The 18,361-nt window shown below is 67.6% G+C and carries 21 protein-coding genes; 9 read left to right on the forward strand and 12 right to left on the reverse strand.

Annotated elements, in window-relative coordinates:
- Nucleotides 1-81: 81 nt before the first annotated feature.
- A complete protein-coding gene (fliE, locus tag BN118_RS05480) occupies nucleotides 82-414 on the forward strand; it encodes a flagellar hook-basal body complex protein FliE (RefSeq protein ID WP_010930340.1) in 333 nt (110 codons plus the stop codon).
- A gap of 13 nt (nucleotides 415-427) precedes the next feature.
- Here fliE and BN118_RS05485 read toward each other — a convergent pair whose 3' ends face one another.
- From BN118_RS05485 to BN118_RS05520, 8 genes are all read right to left on the reverse strand, one after another.
- Nucleotides 428-823: a hypothetical protein gene (locus BN118_RS05485; RefSeq protein ID WP_010930341.1), complete on the reverse strand. Its 396-nt coding sequence runs from the start codon at nucleotides 821-823 to the stop codon at nucleotides 428-430.
- A gap of 9 nt (nucleotides 824-832) precedes the next feature.
- Nucleotides 833-1,159, reverse strand: coding sequence for an EscU/YscU/HrcU family type III secretion system export apparatus switch protein (locus BN118_RS05490; protein WP_010930342.1), 327 nt, complete (start codon nucleotides 1,157-1,159; stop codon nucleotides 833-835).
- Nucleotides 1,156-1,443, reverse strand: coding sequence for a flagellar hook-length control protein FliK (gene fliK / locus BN118_RS21335; RefSeq protein ID WP_023852957.1), 288 nt, complete (start codon nucleotides 1,441-1,443; stop codon nucleotides 1,156-1,158). Before fliK ends, BN118_RS05490 begins: the two co-directional genes overlap by 4 nt.
- Nucleotides 1,409-2,431: a hypothetical protein gene (locus tag BN118_RS19400; protein ID WP_023994685.1), complete on the reverse strand. Its 1,023-nt coding sequence runs from the start codon at nucleotides 2,429-2,431 to the stop codon at nucleotides 1,409-1,411. The genes fliK and BN118_RS19400 overlap by 35 nt, the downstream gene beginning before the upstream one ends.
- A complete protein-coding gene (locus tag BN118_RS05505; RefSeq protein WP_010930343.1) occupies nucleotides 2,428-2,778 on the reverse strand; it encodes a flagellar protein FliT in 351 nt (116 codons plus the stop codon). Before BN118_RS05505 ends, BN118_RS19400 begins: the two co-directional genes overlap by 4 nt.
- A gap of 47 nt (nucleotides 2,779-2,825) precedes the next feature.
- Nucleotides 2,826-3,254, reverse strand: a complete 429-nt coding sequence (fliS, locus tag BN118_RS05510) for a flagellar export chaperone FliS (protein ID WP_010930344.1) — start codon at nucleotides 3,252-3,254, stop codon at nucleotides 2,826-2,828.
- A gap of 7 nt (nucleotides 3,255-3,261) precedes the next feature.
- Nucleotides 3,262-4,635: a flagellar filament capping protein FliD gene (gene fliD, locus BN118_RS05515; RefSeq protein ID WP_003817213.1), complete on the reverse strand. Its 1,374-nt coding sequence runs from the start codon at nucleotides 4,633-4,635 to the stop codon at nucleotides 3,262-3,264.
- Between the two features lie 140 nt (nucleotides 4,636-4,775).
- Nucleotides 4,776-5,153: a flagellar protein FlaG gene (locus BN118_RS05520; RefSeq protein WP_003817216.1), complete on the reverse strand. Its 378-nt coding sequence runs from the start codon at nucleotides 5,151-5,153 to the stop codon at nucleotides 4,776-4,778.
- A gap of 262 nt (nucleotides 5,154-5,415) precedes the next feature.
- On the opposite strand from BN118_RS05520, the gene folC reads away from it, so the two are divergent.
- The 4 genes from folC to purF are packed head-to-tail and all read left to right on the forward strand — an operon-like array spanning nucleotide 5,416 to nucleotide 9,661.
- Nucleotides 5,416-6,723, forward strand: a complete 1,308-nt coding sequence (folC, locus tag BN118_RS05525) for a bifunctional tetrahydrofolate synthase/dihydrofolate synthase (protein WP_010930346.1) — start codon at nucleotides 5,416-5,418, stop codon at nucleotides 6,721-6,723.
- A gap of 60 nt (nucleotides 6,724-6,783) precedes the next feature.
- Entirely contained in the window at nucleotides 6,784-7,614 is an 831-nt protein-coding gene (locus tag BN118_RS05530) for an SPOR domain-containing protein (RefSeq protein WP_023852965.1), read from the forward strand.
- On the forward strand, nucleotides 7,611-8,099 hold the full coding sequence (locus tag BN118_RS05535) for a CvpA family protein (RefSeq protein ID WP_003811815.1): 489 nt from the start codon (nucleotides 7,611-7,613) through the stop codon (nucleotides 8,097-8,099). The genes BN118_RS05530 and BN118_RS05535 overlap by 4 nt, the downstream gene beginning before the upstream one ends.
- A gap of 41 nt (nucleotides 8,100-8,140) precedes the next feature.
- Nucleotides 8,141-9,661: an amidophosphoribosyltransferase gene (gene purF, locus BN118_RS05540; protein WP_003811814.1), complete on the forward strand. Its 1,521-nt coding sequence runs from the start codon at nucleotides 8,141-8,143 to the stop codon at nucleotides 9,659-9,661.
- A gap of 43 nt (nucleotides 9,662-9,704) precedes the next feature.
- Here the strand turns inward: purF and BN118_RS05545 are convergent, their stop codons facing one another.
- From BN118_RS05545 to map, 4 genes are read right to left on the reverse strand one after another with little or no spacing between them, the layout of a single operon-like run.
- Entirely contained in the window at nucleotides 9,705-10,181 is a 477-nt protein-coding gene (locus BN118_RS05545; protein WP_003811812.1) for a disulfide bond formation protein B, read from the reverse strand.
- 50 nt (nucleotides 10,182-10,231) lie between these two features.
- Nucleotides 10,232-10,945 (reverse strand): MarC family protein, encoded by a 714-nt coding sequence (locus tag BN118_RS05550; protein WP_014905601.1) that lies wholly within the window; start codon nucleotides 10,943-10,945, stop codon nucleotides 10,232-10,234.
- Between the two features lie 38 nt (nucleotides 10,946-10,983).
- Entirely contained in the window at nucleotides 10,984-13,581 is a 2,598-nt protein-coding gene (locus tag BN118_RS05555) for a [protein-PII] uridylyltransferase (protein WP_014905602.1), read from the reverse strand.
- 29 nt (nucleotides 13,582-13,610) lie between these two features.
- Nucleotides 13,611-14,432 (reverse strand): type I methionyl aminopeptidase, encoded by an 822-nt coding sequence (gene map / locus BN118_RS05560; protein WP_014905603.1) that lies wholly within the window; start codon nucleotides 14,430-14,432, stop codon nucleotides 13,611-13,613.
- A 726-nt stretch (nucleotides 14,433-15,158) separates the two neighbouring features.
- Between map and rpsB the strand changes: the two genes are divergently transcribed.
- The 4 genes from rpsB (at nucleotide 15,159) to frr (ending at nucleotide 18,359) form a co-directional block, all read left to right on the forward strand.
- Nucleotides 15,159-15,908, forward strand: a complete 750-nt coding sequence (gene rpsB, locus BN118_RS05565; protein WP_003811803.1) for a 30S ribosomal protein S2 — start codon at nucleotides 15,159-15,161, stop codon at nucleotides 15,906-15,908.
- A gap of 183 nt (nucleotides 15,909-16,091) precedes the next feature.
- On the forward strand, nucleotides 16,092-16,970 hold the full coding sequence (gene tsf / locus BN118_RS05570; RefSeq protein ID WP_010926570.1) for a translation elongation factor Ts: 879 nt from the start codon (nucleotides 16,092-16,094) through the stop codon (nucleotides 16,968-16,970).
- A gap of 97 nt (nucleotides 16,971-17,067) precedes the next feature.
- Nucleotides 17,068-17,784, forward strand: a complete 717-nt coding sequence (gene pyrH / locus BN118_RS05575; protein WP_010926571.1) for a UMP kinase — start codon at nucleotides 17,068-17,070, stop codon at nucleotides 17,782-17,784.
- Nucleotides 17,785-17,798: 14 nt separating this feature from the next.
- Nucleotides 17,799-18,359, forward strand: coding sequence for a ribosome recycling factor (frr, locus tag BN118_RS05580; protein ID WP_003811796.1), 561 nt, complete (start codon nucleotides 17,799-17,801; stop codon nucleotides 18,357-18,359).
- The last annotated feature ends 2 nt before the right edge of the window (nucleotides 18,360-18,361 follow it).

The raw sequence follows: 18,361 nt of genomic DNA on the forward strand, positions 1-18,361 counted from the left end.
GCGCCTTTTGCGCCCTATGCGCAAGCCCTGCGCGCGATAGTCTTGCAACCCAGGATCCGCTTATTCCGCAGAGGTATCGCAATGGCTGTATCAGGACTGTCCGGCATCGAGAGCATGCTGTCGCAAATGCGCGCCGTGGTGCGCGCCGCGCAAAGCGGCGGCGCCACCGAGGCCGAACTGGCGCCTGGGCCGTCCGGCTTCGCCGCCGAGCTGCAACGCTCCATCCGGAGCGTGTCGCAGGCGCAGAATGCCGCCAGCGACCAGGCCAAGGCGTTCGAGCTGGGCGCGCCCGGCATTTCGCTCAATGACGTGATGATCGACCTGCAAAAGGCCAGTTTGGGCTTCCAGACCTCGGTGCAGGTGCGCAACCGCCTGGTCGCCGCCTACAAGGAAATCTCCTCGATGGCGGTGTGACGCCGGCGCCGCCTCAGGCCGGCGCCTGGGGCGGGCGGGCGCAAGTGTGGCGCACCGCGCTGGGAAACAGCGAAAGCACGGCGATGCTGCCGTCGCCAAAGCGCAGCGTGACCGGACTGTCCACGCAGAAATGGATGCGCGCCCCGTCGGCCGTCTGGGCGTGAAAGGCCAGCGGCGGTTCGTCCTCGTCGGCCATGCGCGCCAGCATGACGGGGTCGGGGCAGGCCTGGTCGAGCGGGCGCCAGAAAAAATACCCGTCCTTGGCGTCCGGCCCCAGGATGCGCACCGGCCAGGGGCGCTGGTCGATGCCGGAAATCACGATCTGGCAATCGGGGTGGCGCCGTTCCTGCAGCGTGCTGCGTATCTGATCGGACTGGGTCAGAACGACGATCTGGTCCTGGGCCGTCATGCGCCGTCCTCAGGCCCGCGGCGCCAGCGCTTCGGGCAGCTCGCGCGCTTCGAGCCGGTACAGCCAGGCCAGCAGCTCGGCCACCGCCGTGTAGAGTTGCGGCGGTATATGGGCATCCAGGTCCACCTGCATCAGCAGGCCGACCAGTTCGCGCGATTCATGCACATGCAGGCCGTGTTCGCGGGCGGTGCGCACGATGGTGTCGGCCAGCTGGCCGTAGCCCTTGGCGACCACGCGCGGGGCCGCTTCGCCGCCGTCATAGGACAACGCCACGGCGACCGGGCGGTTGGGGTCGGCGTCGGCGGTGGCGGGCGTGGGCGGGGCGGGCGTATTCATGCTTCGGGCAGGGCAAAGCCGGGCGCGGCAACCGCGTCGACCGACAGATTGGTGAGCGTGAGGCCGGCGGCCGACAATTGCTGGCGCAGGGCGTCGGCGGCGGCGCCGATCTCGGCGGCGCTGTCCGGGGCCACGACGTGCAGCACCAGCTGGTTGGCCGCCAGGTTCAGGCGCGCCTCGACCGTGCCCAGGCGCGGCAGATTGAGTTTCAGGCGGGTCGCCCAGTGGGTGCCGGGCTGGCCGGCCGCCTCATCGCCGTGCTCGCGCGCGACCTCCCATTCCATCGGCGCGTCGGGCCAGGCCTGTCCCTGCCACGCCAGCATCTGGTTGGTTGGCCAGCACATCCAGCTGTTGGCGCACCAGCAGCGTGGCGTCCTGGTGGATGCCGGGCACCGGCGCGCCGGGCGCGTGCCCGGCGGGCTGGCTGGCCGGCGCGGGTTCGGCCGCGGGCAGGGCGCGCGCCGGCGCCGCGTTTTCGGGCGCCCGTGGCGTGGCGGCCGGCTCGGCGCCGGCGGCGGGCAGCCGCGCCTGCGGTTCGGCCTGCAACTGCTGCACGCTGCGCTTGCCGAAGGCCAGGTCGCTCAGGTGGGATTCATAGAACAGGCCGCTGGTCTGCAGCGTCTGGCGCAATGCCTGGGCCAGCGCCGGCGCGGCCGGCAGCACGGCCCGGCCCGCCAGGGCGGCGAGCGTGGCGGGCGGCGTCTGCGCGGGCGTCCTGGCGCTCGCCGCGCCGGCCTGCGCCGCTTCCGGGCGGGGGGGCGTATTCGCGGCGCCGCCGGCCGCGGCGCTGGCCTGGGCAGGCGCGCTGGGGGCGGCCGCGGCAGGCTGGCCGCTCGCGGGCGGGCTGGCGCCATCCTGGGCCGGCGGCGTCCACAGCGGCGCGCGGACGCTTACCGCCGGCGCCTGGCCGGGATACTGCGCCAGCAGGGCGAGAATGGTGCGCGCGGTCTGGCCCAGCGTGGTCGGCGCGGAGGCCGTCGTGCCGGTGCTGGTCTGCAGGCCGCGGGCGGCCAGCGCCAGCGCGGCCGCGGTCTTGGCGTCCACCCCCGCGGCGCCCTGGCGCGCGCCGCGCTCGCCGCCGGCCTGTACCGCCTGGCGCGGATCGCGCGTGGCTGTCTGGGATGCGCCGGGGCGGGCGGCCTCGCCGGGTTGGGCGACCGCGTCGGGGCGTGCGCCGGATACCAGGTTGGATTGCGCCGACATCGTGGTGCCCAGTACGGCGTCGAGCCGCTGCACCAGAATGCTGCCCAGGGCGGGCGGGCCGACACTCATGTGCCGTTGGCCTTGCCGCTATAGGTGGCCAGCAGCGACTGCTGGCGTTTCATGCGTCCCAGCAGGTCGCTCAGGCGGGCCAGCTGCGGCAGGGCGAGGTCGCGCACCGCCGCGTCGTTTTCGAGGATGCGCACCAGCAGGTCGAACTTCATGCCGCGGGCGGCTTCGTCCAGCGGCTCGCCCGGTTCCAGCTCGCGCAGCCGCTCCACCAGGCAGACATACTCCTGGCCGTGGTTCAGGACCAGGTCCCAATTGCTGGCATTGGCCGCCGCCAGCATCCTGCTGGTCAGGTTGGCAATGTCCTGGTAAATCTCCAGGACCGGGGCATGCTGCGTTAACGCCGTCATAGATTTCTCGCGCTGGGGGCGGCTGGACAAAAAGTGCCTTCCTGGTTTCAGGCCGGAACGGCAGGCGCAGGGTGGTCGACCGAGGCCTGCCATGCTTCGGACAGATCCGCCAGCAAGCGGTCCGCGATGTCGAGCTGTTCCTTGTCGGCCTTCAGGTTGGCGGTCAGCAGCGTACGGGTAATGTAGTCATACAGGCGCGCCAGGTTGGCCGCCACTTCGCCGCCGGCATTCTGGTTCAGCCCCAGCTTCAATCCCTCGTCGACGATGCGGATGGCCTTGCCGATGGCCTGTCCGCGCTCGACGATGCGGCCTGCCTCGAGATGCAGGCGGGCCTGGGCGATGGCGGCGCGCGCCCCGGCATACAGCAAGGTGATCAGGCGCTCGGGGGTGGCGCTCATGACCTGGGTTTCCAGGCCGATATCGCTGTATGACTTGACAGAGTAGGAGCCGGTGGGGCGGCGCGCGGCGTACGTCATGGCTGGCTTACTTCTTGGTGCCGGACAGGGCGGCGAACTGTTGGGACAGGTAGTTGCTGGTGTTGTTCATCTGCGTGACGAAGACATCGAGCTGCACGAACTGCTTGCGGTAGGCCTCGATGGTCGCGGCGATGCTCAGTTTCTGGCGGTCGTACTGGTTCTGCAGCGACTCGAGCGTTTCCTCCAGGCCTTCCTGGCGGATCTTGATCGAGCCCTCGTCGCCGAGGATCTGCTCGGTCGCCAGCTTCACCTTTTCGCCCAGGCCGAACGGACCCGAGAAAATGCGCGCCACGTCGGCCGGGTTGTCGCGCAGGGCGGCTTCCAGCTTTTCGGTATCGGTCTTGAGCGAGCCGGTCTTGGGATCGGTGGTGATGCCAAGCTGGCTCAGCGTGCGCAGGGTGCCCTCGCCGGTGGCCACGCGCAGCGCCGCGGCGATGGCCGACTGGATGTTGCGGGTGGTGCCGTCGCCGGTCAGGGCGCTCTGTTTTTCCGCCTTGACGTCGAACGCCGTCAGGTCCGCGATGGTGGTCTGCAGGCCGTTGTAGGCCTTGACGAAATCGTTGACGGCCGTGGCGGCCACGCTCGGGTCGCTGGAGACGGTCACGGTCAGCGGCGCCGCGCTCTGCTTGGTCAGGGTCAGCGTCAGCCCGTCGATGGCGGTCTCGACCGTATTGGTGTCGCTGACCACGGGGATGCCGTTGATGGTCAGTTCGGCCTTCTGGGCGGCCAGCTGCACCGTCAGATTGGAGGCGCCGGCGTTGGCCGCGTCGAAGTCGAGAATGTCCGCGACTTCCTGGTTGCCGCTCACCGTGATCCGGGTGACCGCGGCTTCGGTGCCTTCGGTCTTGTTGTTCAGCATCAGGTAGTGCTTGCCATTGCCGTCGCTGATGACGGTGGCGCGCACGTCCAGGCCGTCGGTGCCGTTGATGGCCTTGACGATGCCGTTCAGCGACGTGTCCTCGCCCAGCGTGACGGTCGTGGTCGTGCCGTCCTTCTGGACGATCTCGATCGAGCCGCCCGTGCCGTGCTTGTCCGTGCGGCTGTCCAGCTGGCCCGACTGCAGGTTCTGCGCGGTGGCCAGCTTGTCGATGTTGACGGTGTATTGACCCGGCACGGCGCCGGCCGCGGTCTTCACCGACAGCCCGTCGCCGGAGACCACGGCCTTCACGGCGCTGAGCGTGTCGATGCTGCCGAGCGTGGCGGCGGCCTTCTGGACGGCCTCGACCGCGGCCTGGATCTTGCTGTAGGCCGAAATGCGCGTCTCGTAGCTCGCCTGGCGCGCGGTGATCAGCGTCAGTTTCTTCTCTTCGGCTGCCTGCAGCTTTTCCAGGATGCCCTCAAGCTCCAGACCGGAGGACCCGAGAGAGGAAATGGTGGCCATGTGGTGCTCCTTCTAGCTATGCGATTCTGTCAAAAATTGGCGCCGCCTATTGGCCGGGTAAAGGCATAAGGTCGGGCTATTTCCTTGCTTACGCCGCTTTTGCCCCATTCTGGTGCACGCGCGCAGCGCGATATGCTGCCTCAGGCCGTGGTCTCGACGGCATTGCCCTGCATCTTGACGATCATCTTGGCGATGCGTATCACCGCCTCGGACGGAATGGTGCGCAGCACATCCCCCGTTTCGGCGTCCACGATCGAGACCACCACCTGATGCACGTCCGGGTCGATCTCGAACTGCAGCTGCGTGGACCAGGCCTTCAACTGCGCATTGATTTCCTCCAGCGCCCGGTCCATCGGCAGCTTGGGCGCGCCGTACTGGTCCTGCGTGGCGGATTGGGCGCCGCCGCCGTTGGCGGCCGCGGCGGCTGGCGCCACGGCGGCCGCCGGCTGTGCGGGGACAGGGGCGGGCGCGACGGAAACCAGCGCGGGCGCCGCGGCGTTGATAGGGCTTACGGCCATGATCACTCCAACAAGCGATAACGGGCGTCGAAAGGGACGCGATGGGTTTTCGAGGGAACCTTCAGCTACCATAACGACACGCTTGCGCCGAACTTTAGACCCGGGGCGCTCTTTTTGGGGCCGGATCTTCCCGCGCGCGGGCCGCAGCCCGGGGACGGATGCGGCCTTTTCCGCCGAAAGACCCCGCGCGCCGCGGGCGCTTGGGGAAAACACCAGGGCCACGCTGCTAAACTGCGCCCTGTTTCGATTTGCCTTCATCGCCATGTCCACCTCCCGCCCCGACGCCAGCGCAGACCTGCCTGCCTGGCTGCAGTATCTGGAATCCATCCACGCCAAGGCCATAGACCTGGGGCTGGACCGGGTGCGGCAGGTGGCCGGCCGGCTCGATCTGAGCCTGGACGGGGTCAATTTCGTGGTGGGCGGCACCAACGGCAAGGGGTCTACCTGCGCCATGCTCGAATCCATCCTGCTGGCCGCGGGCTACCGGGTGGGCCTGTACACCTCGCCCCATCTCATCGATTTCAACGAACGTGCCCGCATCAACGGCGAAATCGCCAGCGACGCGGCGCTGGTGCAGCAGTTCGAGGCGGTCGAGGCCGCGCGCGGCGATGTCTCGCTGACCTATTTCGAGTTCACCACGCTGGCCATCCTGCGCCTGTTCGCGCAATCGCGCCTGGACGCCGTGGGGCTGGAGGTCGGCCTGGGCGGCCGGCTGGACGCCGTCAACATCGTCGACGCCGACTGTTCCATCATCACCAGCATCGACCTCGACCATACCGACTGGCTGGGCGATACGCGCGAGAAAATCGGCTTCGAGAAGGCGCACATCTACCGCGCGGGGCGCCCCGCCATATGCGCCGATCCGGTGCCGCCGCAATCGCTGTTGGACCACGTGCAGGCGATCGGCGCCGACCTGTGGCTGCTCGGCCGCGACTACAACTATTCCGGGGACCGCCAGCAATGGGCCTACGGCGGGCGGGCGCAGCGGCGCAACGCGCTCGCCTATCCCGCATTGCGCGGCGCCAACCAGCTGCTCAACGCGGCCGCCGCGCTGGCCGCGCTCGAAGCCGTGCGCGACCGCCTGCCGGTGCCGCAGCAGGCGGTGCGGCTGGGGCTGCTGCAGGCGTCGCTGCCGGGCCGCTTCCAGATCCTGCCCGGGCAGCCGACCGTCATCCTGGACGTGGCGCACAATCCCCATGCCGCCGCGGTCCTGGCCCAGAACCTCGACAACATGGGGTTCCATCCCTATACGCACGCCGTATTCGGCATGCTGGCCGACAAGAACGTCGATGGCGTCATCGCCAGGCTGGGCAGCCGGGTCGACCACTGGTACTGCGCCGGCCTGCCGGGCCCGCGCGGGCTGGATGGGCAGGCCCTGGCCGGTCATGTGCGCCAGGTGCTGCCCGAGGCGGAAGGCGCCGCCGAAACGCCTACCGTGCAGGCCTGCGCCGACCCCGCCGCGGCCTATGCGGCGGCGCGGGAAAAGGCGGGCGAGGGTGATAGAATCATCGTGTTCGGGTCATTTCTCACGGTGGCCTCCGTCCTGCAGGCGCTGGGCCGCAAAATCTAAGCGGATCGCGCCAGCGCAAGGGCGGCGCGCACCGGCCCCGCCCGCAAGGAATTCTGCTCCATGGGATTGTTCACTAGCAAAGATTCGGCCTCCGAGACGCAGTCCTCGCGACCGCGTCCATCCGTATCCAGCGAGGCGCAGGCCGCCGAGCTGCGGGCCCGGGCCAGGCGCCGCCTGGCAGGCGCCGTCGCATTGGTGCTCGCCGCGGTCATCGTCCTGCCCATGATCCTCGACTCCGAGCCCGTGCCGGTCGACAGCGACATCCCCATCCGCGTCCCGGACCGCAATTCGGCCTTCCAGCCCACGGTCAACGATCCGCAGGCCGCCGCGCCGCAGCCGGAACAGCCCGCGCCGCAGGCGCCGGCCGGCACGCCCGAGGCGGGCGCGCCGCAGCCGCCCGCGCTGGCGTCCGCGCCGCCGCAGACGCCGCCTCCGGGCCAGACGCCGGCCCAGCCCCAGACGCCGCCCGCGGCCCAGCCGCCGGCCACGCCGCCGCAGCAGGCCGCCACGCCGCCGGCCGCGCCCAAGCCCGAGGCCAAGCCGGAACCCAAGCCCGCCAAGCCGGCGGCGCCGGCGCGCTCGGACGACGGCGCGCGCGCGATGGCGCTGCTGGAGGGGCGTTCGCCGCCGCCGGCGCAGTCCAAGCCGGCCGCCAACGGCAATTTCGTGCTGCAGGTGGCTTCCTATACCACGCAGGCCGATGCGCAGGCGCGCCGCGGCAAGCTGCACCAGGCCGGCGTCACCAATGCATTCGTCGAGCAGGCCTCGATCAACGGCAAGCAACAGTATCGACTGCGCGTGGGGCCGTTCCCCTCGCGCGAGGCGGCCCAGGCGGCGCAGGCGCGCCTGCGCACGCTGGGCTATGACAACGGTTTCATCGCCGCACAGTGACCGGCTTCGATTTCGTCGTCCTGACGATCCTGGCCGTGTCGGCCGTGCTGGGGCTGGTGCGCGGACTGCTCAAGGAAATTCTGTCGCTGCTTGCCTATCTGCTGGCGTTCGTCGCGGCGATCTGGTGGGGGCCCACGGTCTATGTCTGGCTTGAACCGTATATCGAAACCGCGCTGCTGCGCATGGGCATCGCCTATGCCGTGGTGTTCATCATCGTGCTGCTGGCCGTCGGCCTGGTCAACATGACGCTCGCCGCCCTGATCCGCACCACCGGCCTGACGCCGGCCGACCATGGCCTGGGCGCGATGTTCGGCCTGGCGCGCGGCCTGGTGCTGGTGCTGGTGCTGGTGGCGCTGGCGGGTTTCACGCCCTTGCCGCAGGAAGACTGGTGGCGCGACGCCATGTTCTCGCACTCGGCCACCGAGGCCGTCCGGCAGGTCAAGTCCTGGCTGCCGCCCTCGCTGGCGACGTGGCTGCCTTACTGAATTCGCTTTTCGCTTTACGCTTTATCTACTAGGAACTCACCATGTGTGGAATCGTCGGGGTCATTGGGCGCGGGCCGGTCAACCAGCTGCTCTATGACAGCTTGCTGCTGCTGCAACACCGGGGGCAGGACGCGGCGGGCATCGCCACGCTGCAGGGCAACCACTTCAACATGTACAAGGCGCACGGCCTGGTGCGCGATGTGTTCCGTACCCGCAACATGCGCGCGCTGCCGGGCACCAGCGGCGTGGGCCAGGTGCGCTATCCCACCGCCGGCTCCAGCGCCAGCGAGGAAGAGGCGCAGCCGTTCTACGTCAATGCGCCGTTCGGCATCATGTTCGCCCACAACGGCAACCTGACCAACTGGCGCGAGCTGCGCGAGTCGCTCTACCGCGTCGACCGCCGCCACATCAATACCAATTCCGATTCCGAAGTGCTGCTCAATGTGCTGGCGCACGAGCTGCAATCGGCCGCCAGCGGCGTGTCGCTCGACGATGACACGATCTTTCGCGCCGTCTCCGCGGTGCACCAGCGCGTCAAGGGCGCCTACGCCGTGGTGGCGCAGATCTCGGGCTACGGCATGCTGGCGTTTCGCGATCCCCACGGCATCCGGCCGCTGTGCATCGGCCGCCAGGAGACCGAGGAAGGCGTGGAATGGATGGCCGCCTCGGAATCCGTGGCGCTGGAAGGCAGCGGTTTTGCCTTCGTGCGCGACGTCGAGCCCGGCGAGGCGATATTCGTCGACCTCGACGGCCGCATGACCAGCCGCCAGTGCGCCGACAATGCGCAACTGGTGCCGTGTATCTTCGAGTACGTGTACTTTGCCCGCCCCGATTCGCTGATCGACGGCGTCTCGGTGTACGACGCGCGCCTGCGCATGGGCGAATACCTGGCCGACAAGGTCGCGCGCAGCATGCGCCTGGGCGATATCGACGTGGTGATGCCGATTCCCGACTCGTCGCGCCCGGCCGCCATGCAGCTGGCGCACCGGCTGGGGCTGGACTATCGCGAAGGCCTGATCAAGAACCGCTACGTGGGCCGTACGTTCATCATGCCGGGCCAGGCGGTGCGCCGCAAATCGGTGCGCCAGAAACTGAACGCCATCGGCATGGAATTCAAGGGCAAGAACGTGCTGCTGGTCGACGATTCCATCGTGCGCGGCACCACCAGCCGCGAGATCGTCGACATGGCGCGCGCGGCCGGCGCCAACAAGGTGTATTTCGCCTCCGCGGCGCCTCCGGTGCGGTTCCCCAACGTGTACGGCATCGACATGCCGACCCAGAAGGAACTGATCGCCACCGGCCGCACCGATGACGAAATCGCCCGCACCATCGGCGCCGACGCGCTGATCTACCAGGACCTGCAGGACATGCAGCAGGCGGTGCGCGACATCAATCCGCGCCTGAGCCGCTTCGAGGCATCGTGTTTCGACGGCGAGTACGTGACCGGCGACATCACCGCCGAATACCTGGCCCGCCTGGGCCAGTCGCGCGACAGCAGCGCCGGCGACGAAGAGGCCGGCGGCCTGCAGTTCAACATGGGCTACGCGGCCAACGACGCCTGACCGGCGCGGCGCGGCCGGCTTGCGCAAGCCGGCCGCGCGGCCGTCAGGCGTTGCGCCGCAACGCCGCCGGCAGGGCCAGCGCCAGCACGATCACGAACAGCGCCAGGCTCCATATCGCATACTCGATGCCCAGCACCGCCACCGTGGCGTCCATGCAGGTGGCATAGATGCCGAACAGCCAGGGCAGGGCGCCGTCCAGTCCCGTGGCGCTCATGAAACGATCGGCGAAGGTCTGGTCGCACGACAGCATCTTGGCCGCCACGCTGTACTGGTACCAGGCGGCGACGATGCCGCAGATGGCCAGCAGCGCCGCCAGCATGGCGGCCAGGCGCGCCGCGATGGCGCCGGCCAGCGCGCCGGCCAGGGCCACCACGCCGATGCACAGGTAGATCAGCCGCTGCAGCACGCACCAGGCGCACGGCGGCATATCGAAGACATGCTGCGACAGCAGGGCCAGGCCCACGGCGCCAAAGCACAGGATGGCGATCAGGAAAAGCAGGCGTTCGCGGTATCGGGTCATGGGGGTAGGGACGGGAAACGGAAAGGGGCGGGCGGATGGCCGCGCCAGGGTTAGGCCGGCGGCGCCGCAATAGGTTGCATGATCTGCCGCATGACGTCCAGCAGCAGTTCGCTCGCGCCGCTCCAGAAGATCTGCACGCCCAGGCACAGCATGATGAACGCCGACAGCCGCATGAACACGGCGGTGCCGTTGTCGCCCAGCCGGTGCAGCATCTGCGCGGCAAAGCGCAGGCAGATGAACAGGGTGAAGGCTACCAGCGCCACGCCGGGCAGCGAGCCGGCCAGGCGCGCCAGGCTGAGCATGTGGTTTTCGTCGCGCAGCGACGCGCCTACCGTGATGCAGGCGGCGATGGTGCTGGGGCCGCAGCTGATCGGAAAGGTGAGCGGGTAGAAGGCGCGCGCCTGCGCCATCTCGGGCGTGAACGATTCGGCCATCTGGGCGTGCTGCGACGTATCGGCATCGGGCGAGTTGACCAGCCGCCAGGCGCTGTAGATGACCAGCATGCCGCCGCCCACGCGTACGATGGCCAGCGAAATCCCGAAGAAACTGAGCACCACGTTGCCGGCGATCATGGCGCCGATCATCATCAACGCCACGTTGATGGCCACGCGCTTGGACAGCTGGGCGCGGGTCTGCTTGGACGCGCCCTCGGTCAGCGTCCAGAAGATCGGCGTGATGGCCGGCGGGTTGAGAAACGGCAGCAGCGTGGCCAGGGCAAAGAAGAAGCTGCGTCCGAAAACCAGCAGGTACTCGTTGTATGGCATGGCGGCGGGGGCGGTGGCGGGGTGAAGGCCGCGGCCGTTCAGGCGGCCTGCTGGCGCGGCTCGTCGCCGGCCAGCGCGTCCAGGATGGCGCGTTCGAACTGCATCTGGCTGCGCGGGCGCTCCAGCGCCGAGCCCGACACGATGAACACGTCCTCGACGCGTTCGCCCAGCGTCATGATCTTGGCCATGATCAGGTCCACGCCGTGTTCGGCGAATACGCGCGCCAGCGCGTACAGCAGGCCGGGCCGGTCGGTCGCGGTGACCGACAGGCGCCAGGACTGGCTGCGTTCGTCGGGCGAGAGCTCGGCCTGCGGCATGACCGGAAACACCCGCGAGCGCCGGGCGTGGCTGTGCGGCAGGCGCCGTGGCGCATGTGCGTGCCGGGCGGCGTGCGGATCGCGCAGGCGTTCGGCCAGCTCGTGCTCCACCAGGGTGGCCTGGGCGCGCAGGTCGGCGAAGCCCTCGGGCGCCAGCACGATGAAGCTGTCCAGCGCCCAGCCGTGGCGGGTGGTGTGCACGCGCGCATCCTGCACGCTGAGCGACTTGGCGTCGAAGTAGCCGCAGGTCGTCACGAACAGATCCGGCGCGTCGCGCGTGTAGACCATGACCTGCAGCCCCTCGCCGTGCTCGGTGGGGCGGACCCGCACCACCGGCTCGTCGGGCGCCACCTGGTAATACAGGTGGCGCGTGTGCCAGGCGATCTCGGAGGCGTCGTGGCGCAGGAAGTAGGCGATGTCCAGCTGGTTCCAGAAGGCTTCGCGGGCGTCGTCGCGCAGGCCCGCCAGGCGGGTCAGGCGGGCCGCCTCGTCCTTGCGCTCGGTCAGCACGGTGTGCGCGTCGGCGTGCGCGCCGCCCAGCGCCGCCAGGGTCAGGCGGAAAAGGTCTTCCAGCAGCTTGCCCTTCCAGGCGTTCCAGACGCGCGGGCTGGTGCCGCGGATGTCGGCCACGGTCAGCAGGTAGAGGGCGGCCAGGCGGCGTTCGTCGCCCACCTGGGCGGCGAAGTCGCGCACCACCTGCGGGTCGGACAGGTCGCGCTTCTGGGCGACCGCCGACATCAGCAGGTGATGGCGCACCAGGAACTCGACCAGCTCGGCATCGGTCGGATCCAGGCCGTGGTCCTGCGCGAAGCGGCGCACCTCGCGCGCGCCCAGTTCGGAATGATCGCCGCCGCGGCCCTTGGCGATATCGTGGAACAGCGCCGCGACATACAGCAGCCAGTGGCGGTCCAGGCCGGCGATCAGCTGGCTGGCCAGCGGGTATTCCTGGGCGTGCTCGGGCATGGTGAAGCGGCGCAGGTTGCGCACGACCGCCAGGGTGTGCTGGTCGACCGTATAGACATGGAACAGGTCGTGCTGCATCTGGCCGACGATGCGCCGGAACACCGGCAGGTAGCGCGGCAGGATGTTGAGCATGGTCATGCGGCGCAACTCGTGGACGATGCCGCGCGGCTGCTGCAGGATCTGCAGGAACAGCTTGCGGTTGACCGGATTGCGGCGGAACTGCGCGTCGATGCGGTGGCGCGAATGCCAGATGGCGCGCAGCGTGCGGGCCGACATGCCGATCAGTTCCGGATGCTGCTGCATCACCAGGAAGGCGCGCAGCAGCAGCGTCGGATTGCGCTCGAAGCCATCCTCGCGCACGATGTCCAGCCGCTCGCGCAGGTTGCGGAAATCGTCGTCGATCAGGCGCGCGTCGCTGTCCGGGCGCGGGAACAGCCGTTCCTCGATGTTCTGTACCAGGATGACATTGAGCTGGGTCACCAGGCGCGCGGCCCAGTAATAACGCTGCATCAGCAGTTCGCTGGCGCGCCGCGTCGCCGTCGACGCAATGCCATAGACCGCGGCCAGGCCCGGTTGCAGGTCGAACAGGACGCGGTCTTCGCGCCGGCCCGTCAGCAGGTGCAGCTCGATGCGCAGGCGCTTGAAGGCCTGTTCGGCGCGCCGCAGATCGCGCGCTTCGGACGAGGTGAGCAAGCCGGCCTGGGCCACCTCGCGCCAGCTGTGGCCGAAGCCGGCGGCGCGGGCCATCCACAGGATGACCTGCAGGTCGCGCAGGCCGCCAGGCGACTCCTTGCAATTGGGTTCCAGCGCGTAGGGCGTGTCCTGGTAGTGGGCGTGGCGCTGCTGCATCTCCACCCGCTTGGCCTGGAAGAACACCGCCGCGTCCAGCCGTGCCTGCATGGCGCTGTCCAGGCGCTTCATGAGCGTGCGGCTGCCGGCCAGCCAGCGCGATTCCAGCAGCGCCGTCTCGACGGTGATGTCGCCGCGCGCCTCGCGCTCGCAGTCTTCCAGCGTGCGCACGCTATGGCCGGGTTCCAGGCCCAGGTCCCACAGGGCGGCCACCAATGCCTCGACCGCGCGCGCATCGGCCGCCGACGGGGGCTGCGGCAGCAGGATCAGCAGGTCGACGTCGGAATGCGGATACAGTTCGCCGCGGCCATAGCTGCCGACCGCCGCCAGGGTGGCGCCGGCCGGCAGCGGACACAGCTTGACCAGCTCGCGCAGCGCCTGGTCGACGATGCGCCGCAATTCGGTCAGCAGCATGTCCGGTCGGGGATGCTGGCGAAACTGCGCGACGGCTGCCGCCCGGGCGGCCTGCATGTGCTGCTTCAGCGGATTCAGATCGACATGGGGCATGGGGCAGCCTTGCCGCGCGGCGGCGGGGGTCAGAGAGCCGGGATTTCGACCGGCCGTGTCACGAAGGCCGGCGGGGCGGGCATGCCGGGCGAGACCGTCAGCACTTCGTAGCCGGTATCGGTGACCAGCACCGTGTGCTCCCACTGGGCCGACAGGCTGTGGTCGCGCGTCACCACCGTCCAGCCGTCGGCCAGCTGGCGGATTTCGCGCCGGCCGGCGTTGATCATGGGCTCGACCGTGAACAGCATGCCGGTCACCAGCTTGACGCCGGTGCCGGGCTTGCCGTAGTGCAGCACCTGCGGGTCTTCATGGAAGCGCTGGCCGATGCCGTGGCCGCAGAATTCGCGCACCACCGAGAAACCCTGCGCCTCGGCGTACTTCTGGATGGCATGGCCGATATCGCCCAGCGTGGCGCCATTGCGCACCTGTTCGATGCCTTTCCACATGCAGTCGTAGGTGATGTCGGTCAGGCGGCGCGACAGGATCGAGGGCTCGCCCACGTGATACATGCGGCTGGTATCGCCGAACCAGCCATCCTTGATGATGGTGACGTCGATGTTGAGCGAATCGCCGTTCTTGAGCACCTTGTCGCCCGGTATGCCATGACAGACCTGGTGGTTGACCGAGGTGCAGATGGCGCCGGTGAAGGGCGGGTAGCCGGGTGGGGCGTAGCCTATGGTGGCCGACTTGACCTTCAGTTCGTCGGTCAGGTAGGCCAGGCACAGCTTGTCCAGCTCGCCCGTCGTGACGCCTGATTTGACGTACGGCGTAATGAAGTCGAGGATTTTGGCGGCGTCTTGGCAGGCGGCGCGCATTTTGGCCAGATCGGCCGGATCGGTAACGATGCCCATGTATCAGCTTGAGTGGCGCGGTCGAAAAATAGTAGAATTATAGGCTTGCCTGGAAAAGCACGCCCTGTCTTGGCCCGGAATGTGATGTCGAACGTGATTTGTCTTGCGCGATGATAGGCGCGAGGACAGGCCGGTTGAAAGAGCAGGGCAGGCAGGCAAGTAGCAAAGCAGTAAGTGTAAGGCTATACGGTTTGTCTTGCGTTCGCACGGAGTCTTGCCCGGTGTTTTGGGCGATTTGTGCGGGGCGAGGCGGGCCGGATGGGCCGGATGGCTGGGAAAGGGTAGACTGGCTTTGGCCTGCGGTTGGCGCGTTGCGCGGTATCGCGGGTTGATGTGGCACCATTTTCTCGATCGACGCTTTAGAGCAGCGGTGCAGGCGCGGTGTGGGCGCCCGGCTTAAGTTCTTGGCGGCTCGCGCTGGCGGGCTGCCTGAAGAACTGCCCCGGGATCCTGATTCCAGCGGCCCGATTCCGCTGCCAACAAGGCAGCCAGCTGGGGGCGACAATGTCGGCCGCCAGCGCGGATCGAGACAGGTGGCGCCGGCCGCGTGCGCCCGCGACCGTCTGGGTTCATTGCTGCGTCCCTGGTTTGGGGCGCGGCGATCGGTCGGCTCGGTTTGTTTTTTTTATTTCATCCTGTTTGTCAGGAAATCGCGCGTTATGCCACCCAGGGTGTCGGTTTTATCCGATGCGGGTGTAGCGCAAGACTTAACCCTCGGAGATAGTTATGTCCCTCATGCGTGAAATGCTGGAAGCTGGCGTCCACTTCGGCCACCAGACCCGTTACTGGAACCCCAAGATGGCCCCGTACATCTTCGGTCACCGTAACAAGATTCACATCATCAACCTCGAGCAGACGGTCGCCAAGTACCAGGAAGCCTCGAAGTTCGTCAAGCAACTGGTCGCCCGTGGCGGCAACATCCTGTTCGTCGGCACCAAGCGCGCCGCGCGCGAACTGGTGGCAACCGAAGCCGCCCGCTGCGGCATGCCCTACGTCGACGCCCGCTGGCTCGGCGGCATGCTGACCAACTTCAAGACGGTCAAGAGCTCGATCAAGCGCCTGAAGGACATGGAAGCCATGGTCGCCGACGGCGGCTTCGAGCGCATGACCAAGAAGGAAGGCCTGCTGTTCCAGCGCGAACTGGACAAGCTGAACAAGTCGATCGGCGGCATCAAGGACATGAACGGCCTGCCCGACGCGCTGTTCGTCATCGACGTCGGCTACCACAAGATCGCGGTCGCCGAAGCCAAGGTGCTGGGCATCCCGGTCGTGGCCGTGGTTGATACCAACCACTCGCCCGACGGCATCGACCATGTCATTCCCGGCAACGACGACTCGGCCCGCGCCATCGCGCTGTACGCCAAGGGCATGGCCGACGCCGTGCTGGAAGGCCGCGAGCAGAACATCAATGGCCTGGTCGAGGAAATCGGCGAAGGCCAGGAAGAGTTCGTCGAAGTGCAGGACAACCAGGCCTGATAGCCGGTTGCCGCGCCGGCCGGGCCGGCAAGCCTCGGGCGCTGGGCGCCCGGGCTGCCGCCCGGATGCCGGCGCCGAGGTGGGCTCCCGCCTCACGACCCGCCCAGGCGGGTGCCATATCGAATCAACCATATGTCCCGGTTCATGCTTGCCGGGCCATGTCTTAGCGAATTTGGAGCAAACATGGCTGAAATTACCGCCGCCCTGGTCAAGGAACTGCGCGAGAAGACCGATGCGCCCATGATGGAGTGCAAGAAGGCTCTGACCGAAGCCGAAGGTGATCTGGCCCGCGCCGAGGAAATCCTGCGCGTCAAGCTGGGCAACAAGGCCAGCAAGGCCGCCGCCCGCGTGACCGCCGAAGGCCTGATCGGCCTGTACATCGCCGCCGACGGCAAGCAGGGCGCCGTCATCGAAGTCAACTGCGAGACCGACTTCGTCGCCAAGAACACCGATTTCATCGATTTCATCAACAAGCTGGCCGAGCTGGTCGCCACGCAGAATCCGGCCGACGTGGCCGCGCTGTCGGCGCTGCCGTTCGGCGAAGGCACGGTCGAGACCACCCGCACCGCGCTGGTGGGCAAGATCGGCGAAAACATCTCGGTGCGCCGCTTCGAGCGCATCCAGACCCCGAACTCGCTGGCCAGCTACGTGCACGGCGGCAAGATCGGCGTACTGGTCGAGTTCTCGGGCGCCGAGGAAGTGGGCAAGGACCTGGCCATGCACATCGCCGCGACCAAGCCCAAGGCCCTCAATGCCGACGGCGTCAACGCCGAAGACATCGCCGCCGAGCGCTCGGTAGCCGAACAGAAGGCCGCCGAATCGGGCAAGCCCGCCGAAATCGTCGCCAAGATGGTCGAAGGTTCCGTGCAGAAATTCCTGAAGGAAGTTACTCTGCTGTCGCAACCCTTCGTCAAGAACGACAAGCAAACGATCGAACAGATGCTCAAGGAAAAGGGCGCTTCGATCACCAAGTTCGTTCTGTTCGTCGTTGGTGAAGGGATCGAGAAGAAGACCGCCGATTTCGCTTCCGAGGTCGCCGCCGCCGCCGCTGGCCGCGCCTGACGCGTCATCGTAGGGGCCGGCCAGGGCGGGGCTTCCCGAACTGCCGGCCTATTTCTTGTCTTACACTTTCGTCGGATCGTTTCTCGGGATATCACCTATGAGCAGCAGATCATATAAACGGGTTCTTCTCAAACTTTCCGGCGAGGCGCTGATGGGCGAAGATGCCTTTGGCATCAATCGCTCCACCATCGTCCGCATGACCGATGAGATCGCCGAAGTCGCCGCACTGGGCGTCGAACTGGCCATCGTCATCGGCGGAGGCAATATTTTCCGTGGCGTCGCCCCGGGCGCGCAGGGCATGGACCGCGCGACCGCCGACTACATGGGCATGATGGCAACCATCATGAACGCGCTGGCGCTGCAGGACGCGCTCAAGCACAAGGGCGTCGACACGCGGGTGCAGTCGGCGCTGAACATCGACCAGGTGGTCGAGCCCTACATCCGGCCCAAGGCCCTGCGCTACCTCGAAGAGGGCAAGGTCGTGATCTTCGCGGCCGGCACCGGCAACCCGTTCTTCACCACCGATACCGCGGCCGCGCTGCGCGGTGCGGAGATCGGCGCCGAAATCGTGCTCAAGGCAACCAAGGTCGACGGCATCTACAGCGCCGATCCCAACAAGGATCCGACCGCGACCCGCTACGCGCGCATCAGCTTCGACGAAGCCATCGTGCGCCGGCTCGAGGTCATGGACGCCACGGCGTTCGCGTTGTGCCGTGACCAAAAGCTGCCCATCAAAGTGTTTTCGATCAACAAGTCCGGCGCCCTCAAGCGGGCCGTCAGCGGCGAAGACGAAGGCACGCTGGTACACGTTTAAGAAAAGGAAATTCCATGAGCGTCGCAGATATTCGTAAGTCCGCTGAAACCAGGATGGCCAAATCGCTTGAAACGCTCAAGGCGAGCCTGGCCAAGATCCGCACGGGCCGCGCCCATACCGGCATCCTGGATCACGTGCAGGTCGAGTACTACGGCTCGCCGGTGCCGATCAGCCAGGTCGCCAACGTGAATCTCGTCGATGCCCGCACCATCAGCGTGCAGCCGTACGAGAAGAGCATGGCGGGCCCGATCGAAAAGGCGATTCGCGAGTCGGACCTGGGACTGAATCCGGTCTCGATGGGCGAAACCATCCGCGTGCCGATGCCGGCCCTGACCGAGGAGCGCCGCCGCGACCTGACCAAAGTGGTCAAGAGCGAAGGCGAGGACGCCAAGGTGGCGGTGCGCAACCTGCGCCGCGAAGCCAACGAGGCGCTCAAGAAGCTGGTCAAGGACAAGGAAATCTCCGAGGATGACGAGCGTCGCGCCCAGGATGATGTCCAGAAACTGACTGACCGTGCCGTCGGCGACATCGACAAGATGATCGTCCAGAAAGAAGCGGAAATCATGACCGTATAATT

The organism is Bordetella pertussis 18323 (assembly GCF_000306945.1).
Lineage (GTDB): Bacteria > Pseudomonadota > Gammaproteobacteria > Burkholderiales > Burkholderiaceae_B > Bordetella > Bordetella pertussis.

What these genes read in the sequence shown, in the direction of transcription:
- tsf (WP_010926570.1), top strand. Translation starts at nt 16,092, where the DNA reads ATGGCTGAAATTACCGCCGCCCTGGTCAAGGAACTGCGCGAGAAGACC.
- fliD (WP_003817213.1), bottom strand. Translation starts at nt 4,635, where the DNA reads ATGGCCACCATTTCCTCTCTCGGGTCCTCCGGTCTGGAGCTTGAGGGC.
- BN118_RS05490 (WP_010930342.1), bottom strand. Translation starts at nt 1,159, where the DNA reads ATGAATACGCCCGCCCCGCCCACGCCCGCCACCGCCGACGCCGACCCC.
- map (WP_014905603.1), bottom strand. Translation starts at nt 14,432, where the DNA reads ATGGGCATCGTTACCGATCCGGCCGATCTGGCCAAAATGCGCGCCGCC.
- BN118_RS05505 (WP_010930343.1), bottom strand. Translation starts at nt 2,778, where the DNA reads ATGACGGCGTTAACGCAGCATGCCCCGGTCCTGGAGATTTACCAGGAC.
- rpsB (WP_003811803.1), top strand. Translation starts at nt 15,159, where the DNA reads ATGTCCCTCATGCGTGAAATGCTGGAAGCTGGCGTCCACTTCGGCCAC.
- BN118_RS05550 (WP_014905601.1), bottom strand. Translation starts at nt 10,945, where the DNA reads ATGCCATACAACGAGTACCTGCTGGTTTTCGGACGCAGCTTCTTCTTT.
- folC (WP_010930346.1), top strand. Translation starts at nt 5,416, where the DNA reads ATGTCCACCTCCCGCCCCGACGCCAGCGCAGACCTGCCTGCCTGGCTG.
- fliE (WP_010930340.1), top strand. Translation starts at nt 82, where the DNA reads ATGGCTGTATCAGGACTGTCCGGCATCGAGAGCATGCTGTCGCAAATG.
- purF (WP_003811814.1), top strand. Translation starts at nt 8,141, where the DNA reads ATGTGTGGAATCGTCGGGGTCATTGGGCGCGGGCCGGTCAACCAGCTG.
- BN118_RS05530 (WP_023852965.1), top strand. Translation starts at nt 6,784, where the DNA reads ATGGGATTGTTCACTAGCAAAGATTCGGCCTCCGAGACGCAGTCCTCG.
- BN118_RS05555 (WP_014905602.1), bottom strand. Translation starts at nt 13,581, where the DNA reads ATGCCCCATGTCGATCTGAATCCGCTGAAGCAGCACATGCAGGCCGCC.
- BN118_RS19400 (WP_023994685.1), bottom strand. Translation starts at nt 2,431, where the DNA reads ATGAGTGTCGGCCCGCCCGCCCTGGGCAGCATTCTGGTGCAGCGGCTC.
- BN118_RS05520 (WP_003817216.1), bottom strand. Translation starts at nt 5,153, where the DNA reads ATGGCCGTAAGCCCTATCAACGCCGCGGCGCCCGCGCTGGTTTCCGTC.
- fliS (WP_010930344.1), bottom strand. Translation starts at nt 3,254, where the DNA reads ATGACGTACGCCGCGCGCCGCCCCACCGGCTCCTACTCTGTCAAGTCA.
- fliK (WP_023852957.1), bottom strand. Translation starts at nt 1,443, where the DNA reads ATGGAATGGGAGGTCGCGCGCGAGCACGGCGATGAGGCGGCCGGCCAG.
- pyrH (WP_010926571.1), top strand. Translation starts at nt 17,068, where the DNA reads ATGAGCAGCAGATCATATAAACGGGTTCTTCTCAAACTTTCCGGCGAG.
- BN118_RS05485 (WP_010930341.1), bottom strand. Translation starts at nt 823, where the DNA reads ATGACGGCCCAGGACCAGATCGTCGTTCTGACCCAGTCCGATCAGATA.
- frr (WP_003811796.1), top strand. Translation starts at nt 17,799, where the DNA reads ATGAGCGTCGCAGATATTCGTAAGTCCGCTGAAACCAGGATGGCCAAA.
- BN118_RS05545 (WP_003811812.1), bottom strand. Translation starts at nt 10,181, where the DNA reads ATGACCCGATACCGCGAACGCCTGCTTTTCCTGATCGCCATCCTGTGC.